Genomic DNA, 17,356 nt, shown 5'->3' on the forward strand with positions numbered 1-17,356 from the left:
CGGGAACAGGTGCCGTCCCCCGCGCGTTGGACAGGATCGGGGCACCCGGGGCGCAGCAGCACGCAAGGACGACTTTCGAGTGAAGGTGGAGCTGGAGCGCATGGACACGGTCAGTGCGATCGACCGAGGCAGCGGCATCACGGACGAACCTCGTGACGGCGGTGTCGTCGTGACGATGTGGGGGGAGGTCGACGCCGCCCTGCGCGACCGCGCGAGCGAGGCGATGTCCTCCGTGCTCGCCACCGCGGGCCCCGTGGTCATCGACGTCTCCGAGGTGACGTTCATCGACTCGTCGGGGATCGCCTTCATCATCCAGCTGTACCTGCTCGGGCAGGAGGACGGGCGCAGCGTCGTGCTGCGGGACCCGTCGCCGAGCATCGTCGAGCTGCTCGACATGATCGGCATGGGCGGGCGGATCCCGGTCGAGCGCACCGGCGCGTCGACGGGACCGATCGAGATCGTCGGCGCCCGCTGACGGACGGGCGAGAAGGGGGCGGGACGTGCGCATCACGAGCTGGTACCCGGTGCTCATGACCGGCGACGTCGCGGGGACGGCCGCGTTCTACGTGGACCACCTGGACTTCCGGCCGCTCTTCACGAGCGACTGGTACGTCCACCTGCAGTCCGCGCACGACGAGTCGGTGAACCTCGCGGTGCTCGACGGCGACCACGAGACCGTCCCGGAGAGCGGTCGCGGCCGCGCGCAGGGCCTCCTGCTGAACCTCGAGGTGGAGGACGTCGACGCGCTCCACGACCGTGTCGTCGCCGCCGGGGTCCCGGTGCTGCGTTCCCTGCGCGACGAGGCGTTCGGGCAACGGCACTTCATCATGGCGGACCCGAACGGTGTGCTGGTCGACGTCATCACGCCGATCCCACCGACGGAGGAGTTCGCCACGGGGTACGAGGGGTCCGCGCTCCCGACGGGCTGAGTCCGCCTGCCCGACCTCCCGCGCCGCCGCTGTGCCACCGGTGTCACGAACGGCGTCGTCGTCCGTCCCTCTCCTCGGGCACCGAGCATCACTCGGAGAAGGAGAGCAGCATGACGGCAGCATCGTCCCCGCTCGAGCGCGAGCTGCGGCGCATGGAGGTCCTCGCGCGCCGCGAGCAGGTCCGTCTCCTGGGGCGCACGGCACCCCGGGTCGCGGAGCGGCGCCGCTGGGCGGACGCCCCGCGCCGCCAGTCGCCGACGACCGCGACCCGCTGACGCTGCGCGAGCGCTGCACCTCGGTCCGAGCGATGCACTCCGCAGTGCATCGCTCGCGCCGACGTGCATCACCCGGCGAGGCCGACGACCTCCCGGGCGCGCACGAGCACGGCGTCGAGCATGGCGGGCGTCAGGCGCCCGGTGAACGTGTTCTGCTGGCTCACGTGGAAGCACCCGAGGAGCGTGAGCGTGCCCGCCGCGGCCGGGGACGCGCCGTCGGGCACCGGTGCCCGACGGCGCAGCGTCACCTCCGCGCCGTGCGCGAACCGGGGCCGTGGCCGGGGGACGTCCCACCCCTGCTCGGCGAGCGTGGCGAGCAGGGCCTGCCACCCGAATCCGCCGAGGACGACCGCCACGCGCACGCTCGCCCCGACGAGCTCGACCTCGCGCGCGAGGTACGGGCCGCAGCGCCGTCGCTCCTCGGGCGTGGGCCTGTTGTCCGGCGGGGCGCACCGGACGGGCGCGGTGACGCGCACCCCGGTGAGACGCAGCCCGTCGTCGGCGGACACCGACGCCGCCTGGTTCGCGAGCCCCGTGCGGTGCAGCGCCGCGAAGAGGAAGTCCCCGCTGCGGTCGCCCGTGAACATACGACCCGTGCGGTTGGCGCCGTGCGCGGCGGGCGCGAGCCCGACGACGAGGATCCCCGGCCGCCCGTCGCCGAACCCCGGCACGGGACGCGCCCAGTACGTCTCGTCGCGGAACGACGCGCGCCGCACGTCGGCGACGTGCTCGCGCCACGCGACGAGCCGCGGGCATGCCCGGCACTCGACGAGGTGCGCGTCGAGCCGGTCGAGGTTCGGGGCGTCACGGACCGCCCGCGGGTAGTCGGCGTCGTCGGGCGTCACCGTCCCATGCTCGCCGACCACGACGTTGCTCGCGGCCGAGCACGAGGTTCGTGTCGAAATACAGCTCTTGACGACAGCAACCTCGTGCTCGGCGGGAGAGCTCACCCCTGCGCGTCGCGCCAGGCGACCCACTCGCGGGCCAGGTCGAGGTCGTAGTCGGGGCCGCTCGCGCTGACGGTGAACAGCGTCGCGCCGGCGTCGACGAGGCCCGGCGCGACGTCGGCGGGCGCGTCCGACACCGCGACCGACCGCTCGACGAGCGTCGCCGTGTCGCGGCCCACGGCCTCGCCGTGCTCGTCGAGGATGCCGCTCTTGCGGGCGAGCGTCGACGCGTCGCCGAACGAGTGCCACACGTCCGCGTGCTCGGCGACGATCCGCAGGGTCTTCCTCTCCCCGCCGCCGCCGATCAGCAGCGGGATCTCGCGCGTCGGCGCCGGGTTCCCGGCCGCGAGCCGTGCCCGGATGCGCGGCATGTCCTCGGCGAGCTGCGCGATGCGCGACCCCGCCGTGCCGAACGGGTAGCCGAACTGGTCGTAGTCCTTCTCGAACCACCCGGCGCCGATCCCGAGGATCAGCCGACCGCCCGAGATGTGGTCGACCGTGCGCGCCATGTCCGCCAGCAGCTCCGGGTTGCGATAGCTGTTGCACGTGACGAGCGCGCCGATCTCGACGCGCTCGGTCTGCTCCGCCCACGCCCCGAGCATCGTCCAGCACTCGAAGTGCTTGCCGTCCGGGTCGCCGTAGAGCGGGAAGAAGTGGTCCCAGTTGAAGATCACGTCGACCCCGAGGTCCTCGGCGCGCAGGACCGCGTCGCGGATCCGGGCGTACTCGGCGTGCTGGGGCTGGAGCTGGACACCGATGCGGAAGGGGTGCTGCGAAGAGGTCATGGCGCCAACCTACGTGGCGACCGCCCCGGGACCTAGGGTGAGCGCATGAAGCGCCTCGTCGGAGTCCTGGTCGTGCTCGTGCTGCTCGTCGGCGCGGCCGTCGTCGCGGACCGGGTGGCCGTGCGCTCCGCCGAGCGCGGCGCGGTGACGGCGTTCGAGGAGGAGGCGCAGGACGTCTCCGGCGCGACGGTCGACATCACGGGCTTCCCGTTCCTCACCCAGCTCGTCGGCGGCGAGCTCACCCACGTCACCGGGTCCGCCGACTCGGCGACGTTCGGCGGGTACGCCGTCACCGACCTCGACGTGGACGCGCGCGGCGTGAGCACGTCCGCGCCGCACACGATCGCGTCGGGCACCGCGTCGGGCGTCATCGCGGACACGTCCCTGCAGGACGCGCTGCGCGAGCAGTCGGGCCTCGAGGCCACCGTCACGGCCGACGGCGACGTGCTCGCCCTCGGCCTGGACCTGCTCGGGCTCGACCTCACCGTGGACGTGACCCCGCGAGTCGCCGGGCCGGACACGCTCGCCGTCGACGTCGACGCCGTCCGCACCGCGCTGGGCGTCGTGTCCGTCGAGGACCTGCCGGACGTCGTCGCCCGCGGCCTCACCGACCTGCAGGTCCCGCTCGACCTGCCCGACGGCGTCACGCTCGACGCCGTGCAGGTCGCCGACGGCGGTGTCCGGGTCACGGTGTCCGGGACGGACGTCGCGGTCGAGGACCTGGTCGCGTCGTGAGCCCGGCGCGCGGCCCGGCACCGGGGACGCCGCCGGTCGACGGCGACCACGTGCGCGCCGCGCGCCTCGCCACGCACCGCCTCCGCGCACCCGACCTGCCGGGGGTCGCGCGCGCCGTCGGGCACCTCGGGGCCGTCCAGGGACAGGAGCTCCTTCCTGCGCCGTAGTTCCAGGGCCGTCGTTCCGGGGCTTCGGGCGCTCGCGGACCGCGGCCGCGAGCTCGGCGGCACCTCTTCGGATAGGCGCCGGGGCGCTCTGGCCGGCATCGCAGCGCCGCTCGAGCGAGATCGGAAACGCCCCGGGACCTCCGAAGAATTCATGCTTTCGAAGTCTTGACCGGTCGGTGTTCGATGGACTACCTTTTGGCCGAACTCGAGCAACGTTCTGCTCGTACCTAGGAAATGAGTGCAACATGGCTGTTGCAGTACGCAGGGGGCTTTTTCGAGGTAGAGCAAGGGCGGCTGCGGCGTCGATCGTCGCGCTCCTCCTGCTCATGACTGGCGTCGAGAGCGCAGCGGCGGCGACGTACACAAGCAACGGGATGCCGCGTGCTTCCTTCACCGTGTACCGGCCGTCGTACAACTCGACCTGGAACTCACCGCTCGGGCTCGCCGAGAAGGGGTGGGCGGCCGTGCCCGAGGCGAAGATCAAGCGAACAGGGACGAAGCCGGCGCTCGGCCACTACAACTCTGCGGTCGTCGGGAGCTACACGGCCGACTGGTACGGCGTCTACACCCGTCGCTACGACAGCTCGATCGTGTACACGGGCTATCTGTTCACGATCAAGCTGAACTCACGGACGATCAACAAGAGCGCGAGCAATTTCAGCAACTTCGTCCGCAGCGTCTATGTGCACGAGTATGGTCACGCCTTCAGCCTGGCGGACAACCCATCCGGCTCCCAGGCGTCAATCATGAAGGAAAGTCGGAATCGCAACTCGATGGTCTATCCGTCGACGTCGGACAAGGCCAATGTCTCGGCCCGATACTGAGGGGGACCAGATCGTGTACACATTCAGAAGGCTGCGTTTCGTCGCGGTTGCGGCTGCGACTGCGGCCGTCGCCGCGCTCAGCGCGTGCTCGACGGAGCCGACCTACGTCGAGATGGCTGTCGACGCCCCAACTTACGAGGACGTCGACGAGCTGGCTACGGCGTCGACCGCCATCCTCGTGGGTTCGGTGAAGGAGACGCGCGTCGAGAAGGAGTACCCGCAGTACACGTCCGACGACCCCCAGCTCAACCCGTACGCGGGCACGGGGAAGGCCCCGAGCGACGAGGAGCTGGAGGCGGCGGCAGTCGTCGTTACCGTCCATGACGTCGAGGTGAGTGAGGTCATAGGTGGCGACGTCACCGTTGGAGACGTCGTGCAGGTCGTCGAACTCGGTGGTGAGACCGACAGCGCTCACTACGTGCTTCCCGGACACGAACCCCTCGACGACGGCGACGAGGCGCTCCTGTTCCTGAACGGTGGCGACGACGAACGGTTCTACGTGCTCGGGGTGGACCAGGGAAAGTTCCAGGAGCAGCCGGACGGCACGTTCCGTTCTGATGACGACAGCCGGGCGGACCTGGTCGTCGGTGTGTCCGACCTGTCGGAGATCGACGACCTCGTGGGATCCGAGGTGGCAGGCTCGTAACTGCCGGCTGCACGGGGTGCTCCGGAGGACGGACCTGACACTCCCCTGCCCGCCGCCACAGGACGCGGGCGGGGGATTCGTCCTTGCAGCAGGACCCGTGGTCATGCCGCCTGAGGTCGCGCCGTGGGGGCGACGTCAGTACCGTCGAATCCGGACGAAGGCCCCGGTGCCGCGGCGCTCGAACGCCGGACGGCCGGGCAACCGCTAGATCCGGAGGGACGCGTGGCGAAGACGACGGGCACGACGGGCGGGTCCGCCGCCCCGCAGAAGCCGCGCGAGGAGTGGACCGGGCAGGTCGGGTTCATCATCGCGGCGATCGGCTCGGCCGTGGGGCTGGGCAACATCTGGCGGTTCCCCGGCGTGGCGTACGAGAACGGCGGGGGCGCGTTCCTCGTGCCGTACCTCGTCGCGCTGCTCACCGCGGGCATCCCGATCCTGTTCCTGGACTACGCCATCGGGCACCGGTTCCGGGGCTCGGCCCCGGCGGCCTTTCGTCGCCTGCGTACCTGGCTGGAGTCCCTCGGCTGGTTCCAGGTGATGATCTGCTTCGTCATCGCGGTGTACTACGCCGCGGTGATCGCGTGGTCGCTCAGCTTCTTCGTCTTCTCGTTCGACCTGGGGTGGGGCGACGACCCGGCGGCGTTCTTCACCGGCGACTACCTCCAGGTCTCGGAGCCAGGCATCTCGCTCGACTTCGTCCCCGGCGTGCTGGTCCCGCTCGCGATCGTCTGGATCCTGACGGTCGTCGTGCTCGCGGGTGGCGTCGCGCGAGGTGTGCAGCGCGCGAACATGGTCTTCTTGCCGCTGCTCGTCGTGGCGTTCCTCGTGCTCGTCGTCCGTTCGCTGTTCCTGCAGGGCGCGGCCGACGGGCTGGACGCGCTGTTCACGCCGAACTGGGAGGCGCTCGGTGACGCGAACGTGTGGATCGCCGCCTACAGCCAGATCTTCTTCTCCCTGTCGATCGCCTTCGGGATCATGATCACGTACGCGTCGTACCGGAAGCGGCGAGCGAACCTCACGTCGCCCGGCCTCGTCGTCGCCTTCGCCAACTCCTCGTTCGAGATCCTCGCGGGCATCGGCGTGTTCTCCACCCTGGGGTTCCTCGCCTCGCAGGAAGGCGTGGCGATCGACGAGCTCGAGAACATCGCCGGGCCCACGCTCACGTTCATCACCTTCCCCGCGATCATCTCCGAGATGCCGGGTGGTCAGCTGTTCGGCGTCCTGTTCTTCGGCTCGCTCGCGATGGCCGGCTTCACGTCCCTGCTGTCCATCACGCAGGTGATCTCTGCCGGTTTCCAGGAGAAGTTCGGGTGGACGCCGCGACAGTCCGCGCTGCGCGTCGGGCTGGTGACCGCGGTCGTGTCGGTGCTGCTGTTCTCCACCGCGGACGGGCTCAACGCGCTCGACACGGCCGACCAGTGGGTCAACAACGTCGGCGTCGTCGCGTCCGCGGTCCTCACGTGCGTTCTCGTGCTCTGGGTGCTGCGCCGCGGGCGCGAGCTTCAGTACCACCTCAACACCGTCTCGACGTTCCGTGTCGGCACCTGGTGGCAGGTGTTCCTCGCCGTCCTGGCCCCGGTCGTCCTCGGCTACATGCTGATCTCGCGGATCGTCACCTTGATCGCCGAGGGTTACCCGAACGGGCCCGGTACTCAGCCGTACCCGGGCTGGTACACCGACCTCGTCGGCTGGGGCACCGTCGTCGTGCTGATCGGCGGTGCGATCGTCCTCACGGTGCTGCGCTGGCGGCGCAGCCCCGACGCGTTCACGCCGTGGCCGCCCTACCCGCCGGGCGAGGCGGTCGCCCGTACAGAGAAGCCGGAGGTGGCCCGATGAGCACGCCCGCGATCCTCCTGATGCTCCTCGCCATGGTCGTCGTGTGGGGCGGCCTGATCGCGAGCGTCCTCGCGCTGCGCGCGCGGCCCGAGCGCACCGACTTCCCGCCCGGCGGGGAGGACGACCACCGTGAGGACACGGCCCCGCTGGAGCACGACACGTAGACCCCACGGGTGCTCCGTGCTGCCGGTTTGGCACCAGGGCAGGGTCTCCCGCACACTCGTGCCCTGGTGCCGCGCACCGCCGGGTCCTCCGTTCCCCGTACGTCCCCCTCCCGGGTGCCGACGTAACACGACGGTGACGATCGGTGCATACGCTGCCCCCTGCCTGGCCCACATCCCGATCGGAGAACCCGATGCGTCCCTCGCGCAAGCTTCCCCTCACCGGGCTCGTCGCCCTCACCGCGACGACCGCCCTCCTCCTCCTCACGGCGTGCACCGACGCGTCGCAGACCGGCACCGACTCCAGCGACGCCGACGGTGGCGAGACGTCCGCCCCGGCGACGTTCGACCCGTCGAGCGTCGAGGTGAACGACGACGCCGTGGCGCTCCTGCCCGAGGACGTCGCGTCCGCCGGCACGCTCGTCGTCGGCTCCAACACCGAGTACGCCCCCGCGGAGTTCATCGGCGAGGACGGCCGCACGCCCGTCGGCTTCGACATCGACACGATCAAGGCCGTCGGCGCGGCTCTCGGCCTCGAGGTCGAGATCCAGTCCGCCGACTTCCCGGCGATCATCCCGGCGCTCGGTACGAAGTACGACGCCGGCATCTCCTCGTTCACCATCACGGAGGAGCGGATGGAGCAGTCGAACATGATCTCGTTCCTCAACGCCGGCTCCGCGTACGCGGTGGCGTCGGGCAACCCGGACGACGTCGACCCCGAGAGCCTGTGCGGGCTGACGGTCGCCGTGCAGACGGGCACGATCCAGGACGAGGACATCGCCGTGCAGAGCGACGAGTGCGAGGCCGCCGGCGAGGAGGCCATCGACATCCTCCAGTACGACTCCCAGGCGGACGCCACGACCAACCTCGTGGGCGGCAAGGCCCAGGTCATGTACGCCGACTCGCCCGTCGTCGGGTACGCGATCGAGCAGACCGGCGGTCAGATCGAGCAGCTCGGCGACGTGTTCGACTCCGCGCCGCAGGGCATCGTCGTCGCCAAGGAGGACACGGAGCTGGCCGAGGCGATCCAGGCCGCCGTGCAGGGCCTCATGGACGACGGCACGCTCGCCGAGGCGCTCGGCGCGTGGGGCTCGCAGGACGCGATGCTCGACACGGCCGAGATCAACCCGTCGGTCGGCTGACCCTGTCCTGACCGCCCGGTCGCGGGCGCCCGCCGTGGGCGCCCGCGACCGGCACACTGGTCGTCGACGGGCGCGAGGACGCGCGCGTCGTGGCCGCTCGGTGCGCCGAGCCCTGAACCGAGGTGGACCCATGGCCCCGTCCGACCGCAGTCCCGCCGACCGGCACCACGCGTCGGCCGACCCCGTGCCCGACAGGATCCACGCCCGTCCTGTGCCGCGTCCCGGCCGGTGGATCTCCGCGGTCGTGCTGCTCGTCCTCGCCGCGATGGCGGTCAACGGTCTCGTCACGAACGAGAAGTTCCGCTGGGACGTCGTGTGGCTGTACCTGCGCGACGTCAACGTGGTGCGCGGCGTCGGCTGGACGCTCCTCCTGACGTTCGGGTCGATGCTGATCGCGGTGGTCCTCGCGGTGGGGCTCGCGGTGATGCGCCGCTCCGACAACCCGGTGATGAAGTCCGTGAGCTGGGCGTACATCTGGTTCTTCCGCGGCACCCCGGTCTACACCCAGCTCGTGTTCTGGGGCCTGCTCGCCGTGCTGTACCCGCGCCTGAGCGTCGGCATCCCGTTCGGCCCGGAGTTCTTCGAGTTCCGCACCCAGGACGTCATCACGGCGTTCTGGGCGGCGCTGCTCGGCCTCGCCCTCAACGAGGCCGCCTACCTCGCGGAGATCGTGCGCGCGGGCCTCGGGTCCGTGGACCCGGGCCAGACGGAGGCCGCGAAGGCCCTCGGCATGAAGGACTCGAAGATCCTCACGCGCGTCGTCCTCCCGCAGGCCATGCGCGTCATCGTGCCGCCCACGGGCAACGAGACGATCTCCATGCTCAAGACGACGTCGCTCGTCCTCGCGGTGCCGTTCACCCTCGACCTCACGTACGCGACGAACGCGATCGGCAACCGCACCTTCCTGCCGATCCCGCTGCTCATGGTCGCGGCCCTGTGGTACCTGCTCATCACGAGCATCCTCATGGTCGGCCAGTACTACATCGAGCGGTACTACGGCCGCGGGTTCGGCGACCAGCCCTCCGGGGGCCGACGGCGCGGGCGCGGCCCGGGCGGCAAGGACGGCGGTCGCGGGGGGCGGGGCAGGAAGCCCAGCAAGCAGGACCTCATCGCCGCGTCCGGCACGACGAAGGACGACCCCTTCCTGGAGGTGACCCCGTGAGCGGGACGCACGACGCGCCGTCGGACACGACGGCGGACCGACCCGAGACCACCGGGACGCCGATGGTGCAGGTCCAGGGCCTGCACAAGATGTTCGGCGACCTGCACGTCCTCAAGGGGGTCGACCTGGAGGTGCCGCGCGGGTCGGTGTGCGTGGTGCTCGGGCCGTCCGGCTCCGGCAAGTCCACGCTGCTGCGGTGCGTGAACGAGCTGGAGGAGATCACCGGCGGGCGCATCCACGTCGACGGCGAGCTCATGGGGTACCGCGAGGTGACGAAGAAGGGGCGCACGGTGCTGCACCGTCTGCACCCCAAGGTCGTCGCACGCCAGCGCGCACGCATCGGCATGGTGTTCCAGCGGTTCAACCTGTTCCCGCACATGACGGCGCTGGAGAACGTCATGGAGGCGCCCGTGCAGGTGCTCGGCACGCCGAGGGCGCAGGCGCGCACGCGGGCGGCGGAGCTCCTGGAGCGCGTCGGGCTCTCCGACCGGGCCGACCACTACCCGGCGCAGCTCTCGGGCGGCCAGCAGCAGCGCGTCGCGATCGCCCGCGCGCTCGCCATGGATCCCGAGCTCATGCTGTTCGACGAGCCCACCTCGGCGCTCGACCCCGAGCTCGTCGGCGAGGTCCTCGCCGTCATGCGCGACCTCGCACGCTCCGGCATGACGATGATGGTCGTGACGCACGAGATCGGGTTCGCCCGCGAGGTCGCCGACTCCGTCGTGTTCATGGACGAGGGCGTCATCGTCGAGCAGGGGTCGCCGGAGGACGTGCTCGGCAACCCGCAGCACGAGCGCACGAAGGGCTTCCTCGCGCACGTGCTGTAGCGGTCGGGGGGCGGCCGCGGTCAGGAGGCGAGGGCGTTCAGGAGGCGGTCGCGGTCAGGAGGCGCGCCGCCGGGGGAGCACCGGGACGTCCCGCGACGGCACGATCCGGGGCTCGATCCCCACCGGCCGTGCCACCGTGACGAGCTCCCCGCTCAGCGCCCGCCCCAGGTGGACCAGGGGGAGCTGCTGCTCGTACTCGACGACCAGCGCGTCGAAGATGGGCGTCTCGCTGTCGGGGGTGAGGGGGGTCCGGCGCACGCGACCACTCTCGGCGACGCCCGTGAAGCGCGCGACCGGAAGCGGTGTCGTGTCCGTGTGGTGCGTGTGGACGAACCGTGGTGCCCGTCAGGGGTTCCAGCCCCAGTCCTCCCAGCTCCACGAGCCGTCGTTCCCGTTCCCGTTGCCGTTGTTGCCGTTCCCGTTGTTGCCGTTCCCGTTGTTCCCGTCGCCCTGGCCGCCGGGCTCTCCCTGGTCGTCCTGGTCCTGCTGCCACCGGTCCTGCTCGGCCTGCTGCTCGTCGAGCTGCTCCGCGCGTTCCGCGGCGTCCTCCTCCGCCCGGGCGACGGACTCCTCGCGCTCCGCGAGCTGCGTGGTCGCCGCGTCGAGGTCGGCCCGTTGCGCGTCGAGGTCGGCGCGCTCCGACTCCAGCTGCTCCCGCTGCTCCGCCACCTCGGCGAGCGCGCGCTCCGCCTCCTCCTTCGCCTCCTGCGCCGCGCCCTGCGCGGACAGCGTCAGGCCGATGCCCACGAGCAGGCCGACGGCGAGCCCCGCCAACCCGACGGCGGCGGGCACCACCCAGCGGCGGCCCCGCTCGGGCGTGCCCTCGTCGTCGTCCGCGCCCGGCAGCGCGAGCGGACCCACGCCGGACGCGCGGGATCCCGGGACGGGACGCACCGGCGTCGGCCCGGAGACGGGTCGCACCGAGACAGGAGGCGCGGCGGCAGGAGTCGCGACAGGAGGCGCGACGGGAGGTGCGGGCGCTGGCGCCGTCGCGACGGGGGGTGCGGGCGCCGCGCCTCCGGCCACCGCGCCTGCGCCGGCGAGGGCCGGCAGGATCATCGTCGACGTCGCGACCGGGTGGTCGTCGAGCGCGACCGCCGGCGTCGCGCCGGACTGCCGCTCGCGCATCGACCGACGTGTGGGCGTGGGCGCGGGGACGGGCGGGACCGGCACCGTCGCCCGGACCACGGGGTGGTCGACGGCCGGGGCGGCGTCGTCGTCCACCCAGAACACCCAGCCCGCGGGAGCCGGTGGCCACGACGGGTCCGGGTGCCAGTCCGTCGTCGGGGTGAACCCCGGCGGGACGGACCATCCGGGCGGCGGGACGAACCGCACGGCCATACGACCTCCTTCGACGGGCGCCGGACGGCGCGAGCGACGGGAACACTATGGTGCAGGCGCGGCGGCGCGGACGAATCGCCCGCGTCCCGGGACGGACGGACGCCCGCGCACGGGACGCCCGCGCGGGTCGGCGCGCGGGTGACGACCTACGCTGTGTCGATGAGACCCGACTGGTTCGCGCGCGCCACGGCGACGACGAGCACCGGCGCGCTCGCCGCCGAGGTCGACTGGGCCGCGACACCTCTCGGTCGCCCCTCCACGTGGCCGCAGGGACTGCGGGCCGCGTTCGTCCTGTGCTTCAGCACCAGGTTCCCGGTCATGTTCACCTGGGGACCCGACCTCACCATGGTCTACAACGACGGGTATCGGGCGATGCTCGGCACCGACAAGCACCCCGTGGCGATGGGTGCGCCCGCACGGGTCGTCTGGGACGAGATCTGGGACGACATCGGGCCCTTGTTCGCCGAGGTCCTGCGGTCGGGCCGGCCCACGTGGACCGAGGACGCACGCCTGCTCATGGAGCGGTCCGGCTACCTCGAGGAGACGTTCTTCACCTTCTCCTACAGCCCGCTGGAGGACGACGACGGGGTCGTGCGCGGCGTCCTCGACATCGCGACGGAGACGACGGGACAGGTCGTCGGGCAGCGACGCCTCGGCACCCTCAAGCTCCTCTCGCACGCGCTGCTGGAGCACACGCAGTCGCCCGCCGGTCTGGCCCGTGAGTTCGTCGAGGCCGTGCGGGGGAGCGCGGACCTCGCCCTCGCGGAGGTGTGGTTCGCCGGCCCCGACGGCCTCGCGCCCGTGGCGTCGGCGGGACGCGGGACGACGACGTCCGACGACGTCCGCTCCGACCACGTCCGCCGGGTCACGCGGAGCGGCACGGCCGTCGCGGACGGCCCGCTCCTCGTCGCGCCGCTCCCCGCCACGCAGGGCACCGGCCTCCTCGGTGCCGTCCTGCTCGAGGCGGCTCCCACCCGGCCGTACGACGAGGACACTCGCGCGTTCCTCCGCCTCGTCGCCTCGTCGCTCGTCGTCGCGACCCGCGAGCGCGTGGCGCGCGAGGTCGAGGTGCACGACCTCCGGGAGACGAGCGAGGCGCTGCAGCTCGCCATGCTCCCGGACCAGCTCACGTCGCACCGGTGGACCACCCGTTACCGTCCCGCGGACGACCGGTACGCCGTCGGCGGCGACTGGTACGACGTCGTGCCGCTCGGCTCGGGACGGTGGGGCCTGCTCGTCGGCGACTGCGTCGGTCACGGCCTCCACGCGGCGTCGCTCATGGGTCAGCTGCGCAGCGCGGGACGCGCCCTGCTGATCGACGACCAGGGACCTGCGGCGACGCTCACGGCCCTCGACCGGTTCGCCTCCGCCCTGCCGGGGGCCGAGTTCGCCACCGTGCTCTGCGGTGTCCTGGACGAGTCGGCCGGGACGCTGGTGTGGTCCGGTGCCGGGCACCCTCCGGCCCTGCTCGTGCGCGAGGACGACGGCGAGTGGCTCGACGAGGCGCAGGGCGCGCCGTTGACGCTCGCCGGCGCGGCGCGGCCGGAGCAGACCGTGGTGCTCGGCGCGTCCGACGTCCTGCTCGTCTACACCGACGGCCTGGTGGAACGCCGTGGCGAGAACCTGCGACACGGCCTCGACCGGCTCGCCGCCGCGGCGGCGCGCGTGGTCCGCGACACGGCGCCGGACGAGGTCGCGGACGCCCTCCTGACCGAGCTGGTCGGTGACGCGGCGCGCGACGACGTGGCGCTCGTCGTCTACGTCGGTCCCGAGAGGGCGAGGGGCGCCCGGGCCGCGGACGCCGCCGGTGCGCGCGCCGCCTCCGTGGGCGGCGGCTGATAGACAGGCGGTGGGTCGTGAGGCCCGGTGCCCGGTGGACCGCCGTCGGGACAGCGACCCGGAGGTGAGCGTGTTCCTCGTCGACGACACCGCGAGCGGCACGACGCCGCCCGCCCCGACCGGCGTCGTCCTCGCCGCCGGCGACCTCCTCGTCGCCGCGCGGTGCGAGTACCGGTACCTGCGCCACCTCGACGCCCGGCTCGGGCGTACGGCGCCCGCCGACGTCGCCGCGGACCCGGTGCTCGACCGTGCCGCCGCCCTCGGGGCCCGGCACGAGCAGGCCGTGCTCGCCGCCTACGAGGAGCGGTTCGGGCCGTACGACCCGGTGACCGGCCGCGGGGTGCTGCGCGTCGACCCGCCGCGCGACGGGTCGTGGGACGAGCTCGTCGCCGCCCACGCGCGCACCCTCGCCGCGCTGGAGGGCGGAGCCGACGTCGTGCACCAGGGCGTCCTCCTCGACGGGACGGTGCAGGGGCGTCCCGACTTCCTCGTGCGCGCGGGCGACGACGCCGCGCACCGCTGGACCGTGGTCGACGCGAAGCTCGCGCGCCGTGCGAAGGTCACCGCGCTGCTCCAGCTCGCCGTCTCCGCGGACCTGCTGCAGCGCGCCGGGTTCGCCGTGGAGCCCGAGGTCGAGCTCGTCCTCGGCACCGGCGCGAGGAGCACCCACCGGCTCGCCGACCTGCTGCCCGTCTCCCGGCAGCGCCGCGCGCGCCTGGAACGCCTGTCCGCCGACCACCTCGCGCGCGACGGCGGCGCACCCTGGGACCACCCGGACGTCCACGCGTGCGGGCGGTGCGAGGAGTGCACCGCGCAGGTCGAGGCCACGCGCGACGTCCTGCTCGTCGCCGGCGTGTACGAGCGCCAGCGCGAACGCCTCCGCGCCGCCGGCATCCGCACCGCCGAGGATCTCGCCGCCGCCACCGAGGCCCCCGACGGCATGCCCGCCTCGACCTTCGCCCGGCTGCGCGACCAGGCCGCGCTCCAGCTCGGCACGGGCCCCGCCGACGGGACGGTCCGATGGGCCGACGGCGCGGGCGACCACACGCTGTCGTGGCGCATCGACGACCCGGCACCCGTCCGCGCCCTGCCCGCGCCGAGCCCCGGCGACCTCTTCTTCGACTTCGAGGGCGACCCGCTCTGGGTCGACGGGGACGGGGTGAGCCGCGGCCTCGACTACCTCTTCGGCTGGGTCGAACGGCCCGCCGCCCCCGACGACGAACCCCCGTTCCACGCCCTGTGGGCCCACGACCTCGCGTCCGAGCGCGACGCGCTCGTCGCGTTCGTCGACCACGTCACCGCCCGTCGTCGCGAGCACCCCGACCTCCACGTCTACCACTACGCCGACTACGAGAAGGCGCACCTGCTGTCCATCGCGGCCCGGCACGGCGTCTACGAGGAGGAGGTCGACGACCTCCTGCGCGACGGCGTCCTCGTCGACCTCTACGCCGTCGTGCGCCCGTCGTTGCGCACCTCCGACCGGTCACGGTCCATCAAGAAGCTCGAACCGCTCTACATGGGCGCCGACCTGCGCACCGGCGACGTCAAGGACGCCGCCGCGTCGGTCGTCGCCTACGCCCGGTACACCGACCTGCGCGACGCCGGGCGGCACGCCGAGGCCGACGAGCTCCTGCGGGGCATCGCCGACTACAACCGGTACGACTGCGTGTCCACGCTGCGGCTGCTCGAGTGGTTGCGGTGGGCGGTGGCGCGGAGCGAGGCCGGGTCGGGTGCGGTGGCACCGGGCACGACGAGGTCGCCGACCGAGCCCTCCGAGCCCGCCGGTCGCGTCGCGGCCACGCCGTCCGAACCCGGGCCGCGGGAGGCCGCGCTCGCGCTGGAGGCGGAGATCCGGTCGGTCGTGGGGGAGGACCGGTCCGCGCGGGACGCGACGACGCAGGGGCTCGCGCTGTACGGGGCGGCCGTGGGGTACCACCGGCGCGAGGCGAAGCCGTTCTGGCACGAGCACTACGCGCGCCTCGCCCTGCCGGTGGACGAGTGGCCCGGCCGACGCAACGCGTTCCTCGTCGAGCACGCCGACGTCGTCAGCGCGTGGGAGGTCGAGCCCGGCCGGCAGACCCTCTCGCGACGCCTCGAGCTCGTCGGGCGGCTCCCCGAGGGCACCGACGTGCGGCCCGGCGTCGCGCCCTACCTGCTCTACGACGCGCCCCTGCCGCCCGGGGCGCAGACGTCGGCCGACGGCGTGCGGGGCTGGGCGTCGGGCGCGTCCGTCACCGGGGCGGGCCGCCGGTCCACCGCGACGGGGGAGCGGGACGTGCTCCACGTGCGCGAGCAGCTCCGGCGCGGCGCCGAACCGTTCGACGCCCTGCCCATGGCCCTCACGCCCGCGCCCGGGCCGCCCACCACGTCGCTGGAGGCGGCCGCCGCCGCGGCCGCCCGGCACGCCCTCGACACGTGGCGCCGCACCGGCGCGCTGCCGCCGGACGCCGCGTCCGACCTCCTCGTGCGCCGACCCCCGCGCCTCCGCGGCGGACAGAACCTGCCGCGCCCCGCGGGAGACGACCTCGTCGGGGCCGTCACCGCCGCCGTCGACGGGCTCGACCGGTCGTACGTCGCCGTGCAGGGCCCGCCCGGGACGGGCAAGACGTACGTCGGCTCGCACGTCGTGGCGCGGCTCGTCGCCCAGGGGTGGCGGGTGGGCGTCGTCGCGCAGTCGCACGCCGTAGTCGAGAACATGCTGCGCGCCGTCGTCGCCGCAGGCGTGCCCGCGGCGGTCGTCGCGAAGAAGCGGGCGGGCGACGGCCCGTCGCCGACCGCGGTGTGCACCGAGCTCGACGGCGCCGCGCTCGCCGAGTTCGCGACCGGCCCCGGCCCCCGCGTCGTCGGCGGGACGGCCTGGGACTTCGCCGCGGACCGGCTCCCCGCGAGGACCCTCGACCTCCTCGTCGTCGACGAGGCCGGGCAGTTCTCGCTCGCGAGCACCGTCGCCGTGGCGCGCGCCGCAGACCGGCTCCTCCTCCTCGGCGACCCGCAGCAGCTGCCGCAGGTGAGCCAGGGGACGCACCCGGAACCCGTGGACCGCTCGGTGCTGGGGTGGCTCACCGACGGGCACCGCGTCCTTCCCCACGAGCTCGGGTACTTCCTCGACCGGACGTGGCGCATGCACCCCGACCTCGCGGCCGCCGTGTCCAGGCTGTCGTACGAGGACCGCCTGCACGCCCACCCCGTCGCGGCCCGGCGGCTGCTCGACGGCGTCGCCCCCGGCGTCGAGGAGGTCCTCGTGCCGCACACCGGCAACACGGTCCGTTCGCGCGAGGAGGCCGACGAGGTCGTGCGCCAGGTCGCCCGGTTCCTCGGCCGGTCGTGGTCGGCGCCGGACGAGGTCCCGGCGGACGTCGACCGCGCGGAGGAGGGCCGGCCCCTCGCGCAGCACGACGTCCTCGTCGTCGCGGCCTACAACGCCCAGGTGTGGGCCGTACGTGCCGCGCTCGACGCCGCCGGGTACCCCGACGTGCAGGTCGGCACCGTGGACCGTTTCCAGGGGCGGCAGGCCGTGGTCGTCGTCGTCACGCTCGCCGCGTCGTCGGCACGCGACGCGTCGCGCGGCCTCGGGTTCCTGCTGTCACGCCACCGCACCAACGTGGCGGTGTCTCGCGCGCAGTGGACGGCCGTCGTCGTGCGCTCGCCCACCCTGACCGACGACCTGCCGCACAGCGCGCGCGGGCTGGAGGAGCTCGGTGCGTTCCTCGCACTGGGGGACCGACGCCCGGCCGGGTAGG

Annotated in this window: 18 protein-coding genes; 14 read left to right on the top strand and 4 right to left on the bottom strand. The window is 73.1% G+C overall.

Annotated features, from left to right (window positions below):
* Positions 1-100 precede the first annotated feature (100 nt).
* The 3 genes from LGQ04_RS05315 to LGQ04_RS05325 all read left to right on the top strand — a co-directional run bounded on the left by LGQ04_RS05315 (position 101) and on the right by LGQ04_RS05325 (position 1,204).
* Positions 101-475: an STAS domain-containing protein gene (locus tag LGQ04_RS05315; protein ID WP_229242663.1), complete on the top strand. Its 375-nt coding sequence runs from the start codon at positions 101-103 to the stop codon at positions 473-475.
* Positions 476-500: 25 nt separating this feature from the next.
* The gene (locus LGQ04_RS05320; protein WP_229242664.1) at positions 501-929 is read left to right on the top strand and encodes a VOC family protein; all 429 of its coding nucleotides are present in this window, start codon (positions 501-503) and stop codon (positions 927-929) included.
* A gap of 110 nt (positions 930-1,039) precedes the next feature.
* On the top strand, positions 1,040-1,204 hold the full coding sequence (locus LGQ04_RS05325) for a hypothetical protein (protein ID WP_229242665.1): 165 nt from the start codon (positions 1,040-1,042) through the stop codon (positions 1,202-1,204).
* Between the two features lie 68 nt (positions 1,205-1,272).
* Here LGQ04_RS05325 and LGQ04_RS05330 read toward each other — a convergent pair whose 3' ends face one another.
* Both LGQ04_RS05330 and LGQ04_RS05335 read right to left on the bottom strand, forming a co-directional pair.
* Complete coding sequence (locus LGQ04_RS05330) at positions 1,273-2,070, bottom strand: uracil-DNA glycosylase (RefSeq protein WP_372469993.1); 798 nt, start codon at positions 2,068-2,070, stop codon at positions 1,273-1,275.
* 80 nt (positions 2,071-2,150) lie between these two features.
* A complete protein-coding gene (locus LGQ04_RS05335) occupies positions 2,151-2,936 on the bottom strand; it encodes an LLM class F420-dependent oxidoreductase (protein ID WP_229242666.1) in 786 nt (261 codons plus the stop codon).
* 45 nt (positions 2,937-2,981) lie between these two features.
* Between LGQ04_RS05335 and LGQ04_RS05340 the strand changes: the two genes are divergently transcribed.
* From LGQ04_RS05340 to LGQ04_RS05380, 9 genes are all read left to right on the top strand, one after another.
* On the top strand, positions 2,982-3,671 hold the full coding sequence (locus LGQ04_RS05340) for an LmeA family phospholipid-binding protein (protein WP_229242667.1): 690 nt from the start codon (positions 2,982-2,984) through the stop codon (positions 3,669-3,671).
* Positions 3,668-3,838: a hypothetical protein gene (locus LGQ04_RS05345; RefSeq protein WP_229242668.1), complete on the top strand. Its 171-nt coding sequence runs from the start codon at positions 3,668-3,670 to the stop codon at positions 3,836-3,838. Before LGQ04_RS05340 ends, LGQ04_RS05345 begins: the two co-directional genes overlap by 4 nt.
* Positions 3,839-4,083: 245 nt before the next feature.
* Positions 4,084-4,662 carry a hypothetical protein gene (locus LGQ04_RS05350; RefSeq protein WP_229242669.1) on the top strand — a complete coding sequence of 193 codons (579 nt, stop codon included), beginning with the start codon at positions 4,084-4,086 and terminating at the stop codon, positions 4,660-4,662.
* Positions 4,663-4,675: 13 nt separating this feature from the next.
* Complete coding sequence (locus LGQ04_RS05355; RefSeq protein WP_229242670.1) at positions 4,676-5,308, top strand: hypothetical protein; 633 nt, start codon at positions 4,676-4,678, stop codon at positions 5,306-5,308.
* A gap of 222 nt (positions 5,309-5,530) precedes the next feature.
* Positions 5,531-7,144 (top strand): sodium-dependent transporter, encoded by a 1,614-nt coding sequence (locus LGQ04_RS05360; RefSeq protein ID WP_229242671.1) that lies wholly within the window; start codon positions 5,531-5,533, stop codon positions 7,142-7,144.
* Positions 7,141-7,308: a methionine/alanine import family NSS transporter small subunit gene (locus LGQ04_RS05365; protein WP_229242672.1), complete on the top strand. Its 168-nt coding sequence runs from the start codon at positions 7,141-7,143 to the stop codon at positions 7,306-7,308. The genes LGQ04_RS05360 and LGQ04_RS05365 overlap by 4 nt, the downstream gene beginning before the upstream one ends.
* A 191-nt stretch (positions 7,309-7,499) precedes the next feature.
* Positions 7,500-8,447 carry an ABC transporter substrate-binding protein gene (locus LGQ04_RS05370; RefSeq protein ID WP_229242673.1) on the top strand — a complete coding sequence of 316 codons (948 nt, stop codon included), beginning with the start codon at positions 7,500-7,502 and terminating at the stop codon, positions 8,445-8,447.
* 130 nt (positions 8,448-8,577) lie between these two features.
* The gene (locus LGQ04_RS05375) at positions 8,578-9,609 is read left to right on the top strand and encodes an amino acid ABC transporter permease (protein ID WP_229242674.1); all 1,032 of its coding nucleotides are present in this window, start codon (positions 8,578-8,580) and stop codon (positions 9,607-9,609) included.
* 62 nt (positions 9,610-9,671) lie between these two features.
* A complete protein-coding gene (locus LGQ04_RS05380) occupies positions 9,672-10,436 on the top strand; it encodes an amino acid ABC transporter ATP-binding protein (RefSeq protein WP_229243014.1) in 765 nt (254 codons plus the stop codon).
* A gap of 54 nt (positions 10,437-10,490) precedes the next feature.
* On the opposite strand, the gene LGQ04_RS05385 is transcribed toward LGQ04_RS05380, so the two are convergent.
* The gene (locus LGQ04_RS05385; protein ID WP_229242675.1) at positions 10,491-10,694 is read right to left on the bottom strand and encodes a hypothetical protein; all 204 of its coding nucleotides are present in this window, start codon (positions 10,692-10,694) and stop codon (positions 10,491-10,493) included.
* A gap of 87 nt (positions 10,695-10,781) precedes the next feature.
* Positions 10,782-11,777 (bottom strand): hypothetical protein, encoded by a 996-nt coding sequence (locus LGQ04_RS05390; protein WP_229242676.1) that lies wholly within the window; start codon positions 11,775-11,777, stop codon positions 10,782-10,784.
* A gap of 159 nt (positions 11,778-11,936) precedes the next feature.
* Here LGQ04_RS05390 and LGQ04_RS05395 point away from each other — a divergent pair, with 159 nt between their 5' ends.
* A complete protein-coding gene (locus LGQ04_RS05395) occupies positions 11,937-13,616 on the top strand; it encodes a PP2C family protein-serine/threonine phosphatase (protein ID WP_229242677.1) in 1,680 nt (559 codons plus the stop codon).
* A gap of 64 nt (positions 13,617-13,680) precedes the next feature.
* Positions 13,681-17,355 carry a TM0106 family RecB-like putative nuclease gene (locus LGQ04_RS05400; RefSeq protein WP_308016353.1) on the top strand — a complete coding sequence of 1,225 codons (3,675 nt, stop codon included), beginning with the start codon at positions 13,681-13,683 and terminating at the stop codon, positions 17,353-17,355.
* The last annotated feature ends 1 nt before the right edge of the window (position 17,356 follow it).

The organism is Cellulosimicrobium marinum (assembly GCF_020551945.1).
GTDB classification, from domain to species: domain Bacteria; phylum Actinomycetota; class Actinomycetes; order Actinomycetales; family Cellulomonadaceae; genus Cellulosimicrobium; species Cellulosimicrobium marinum.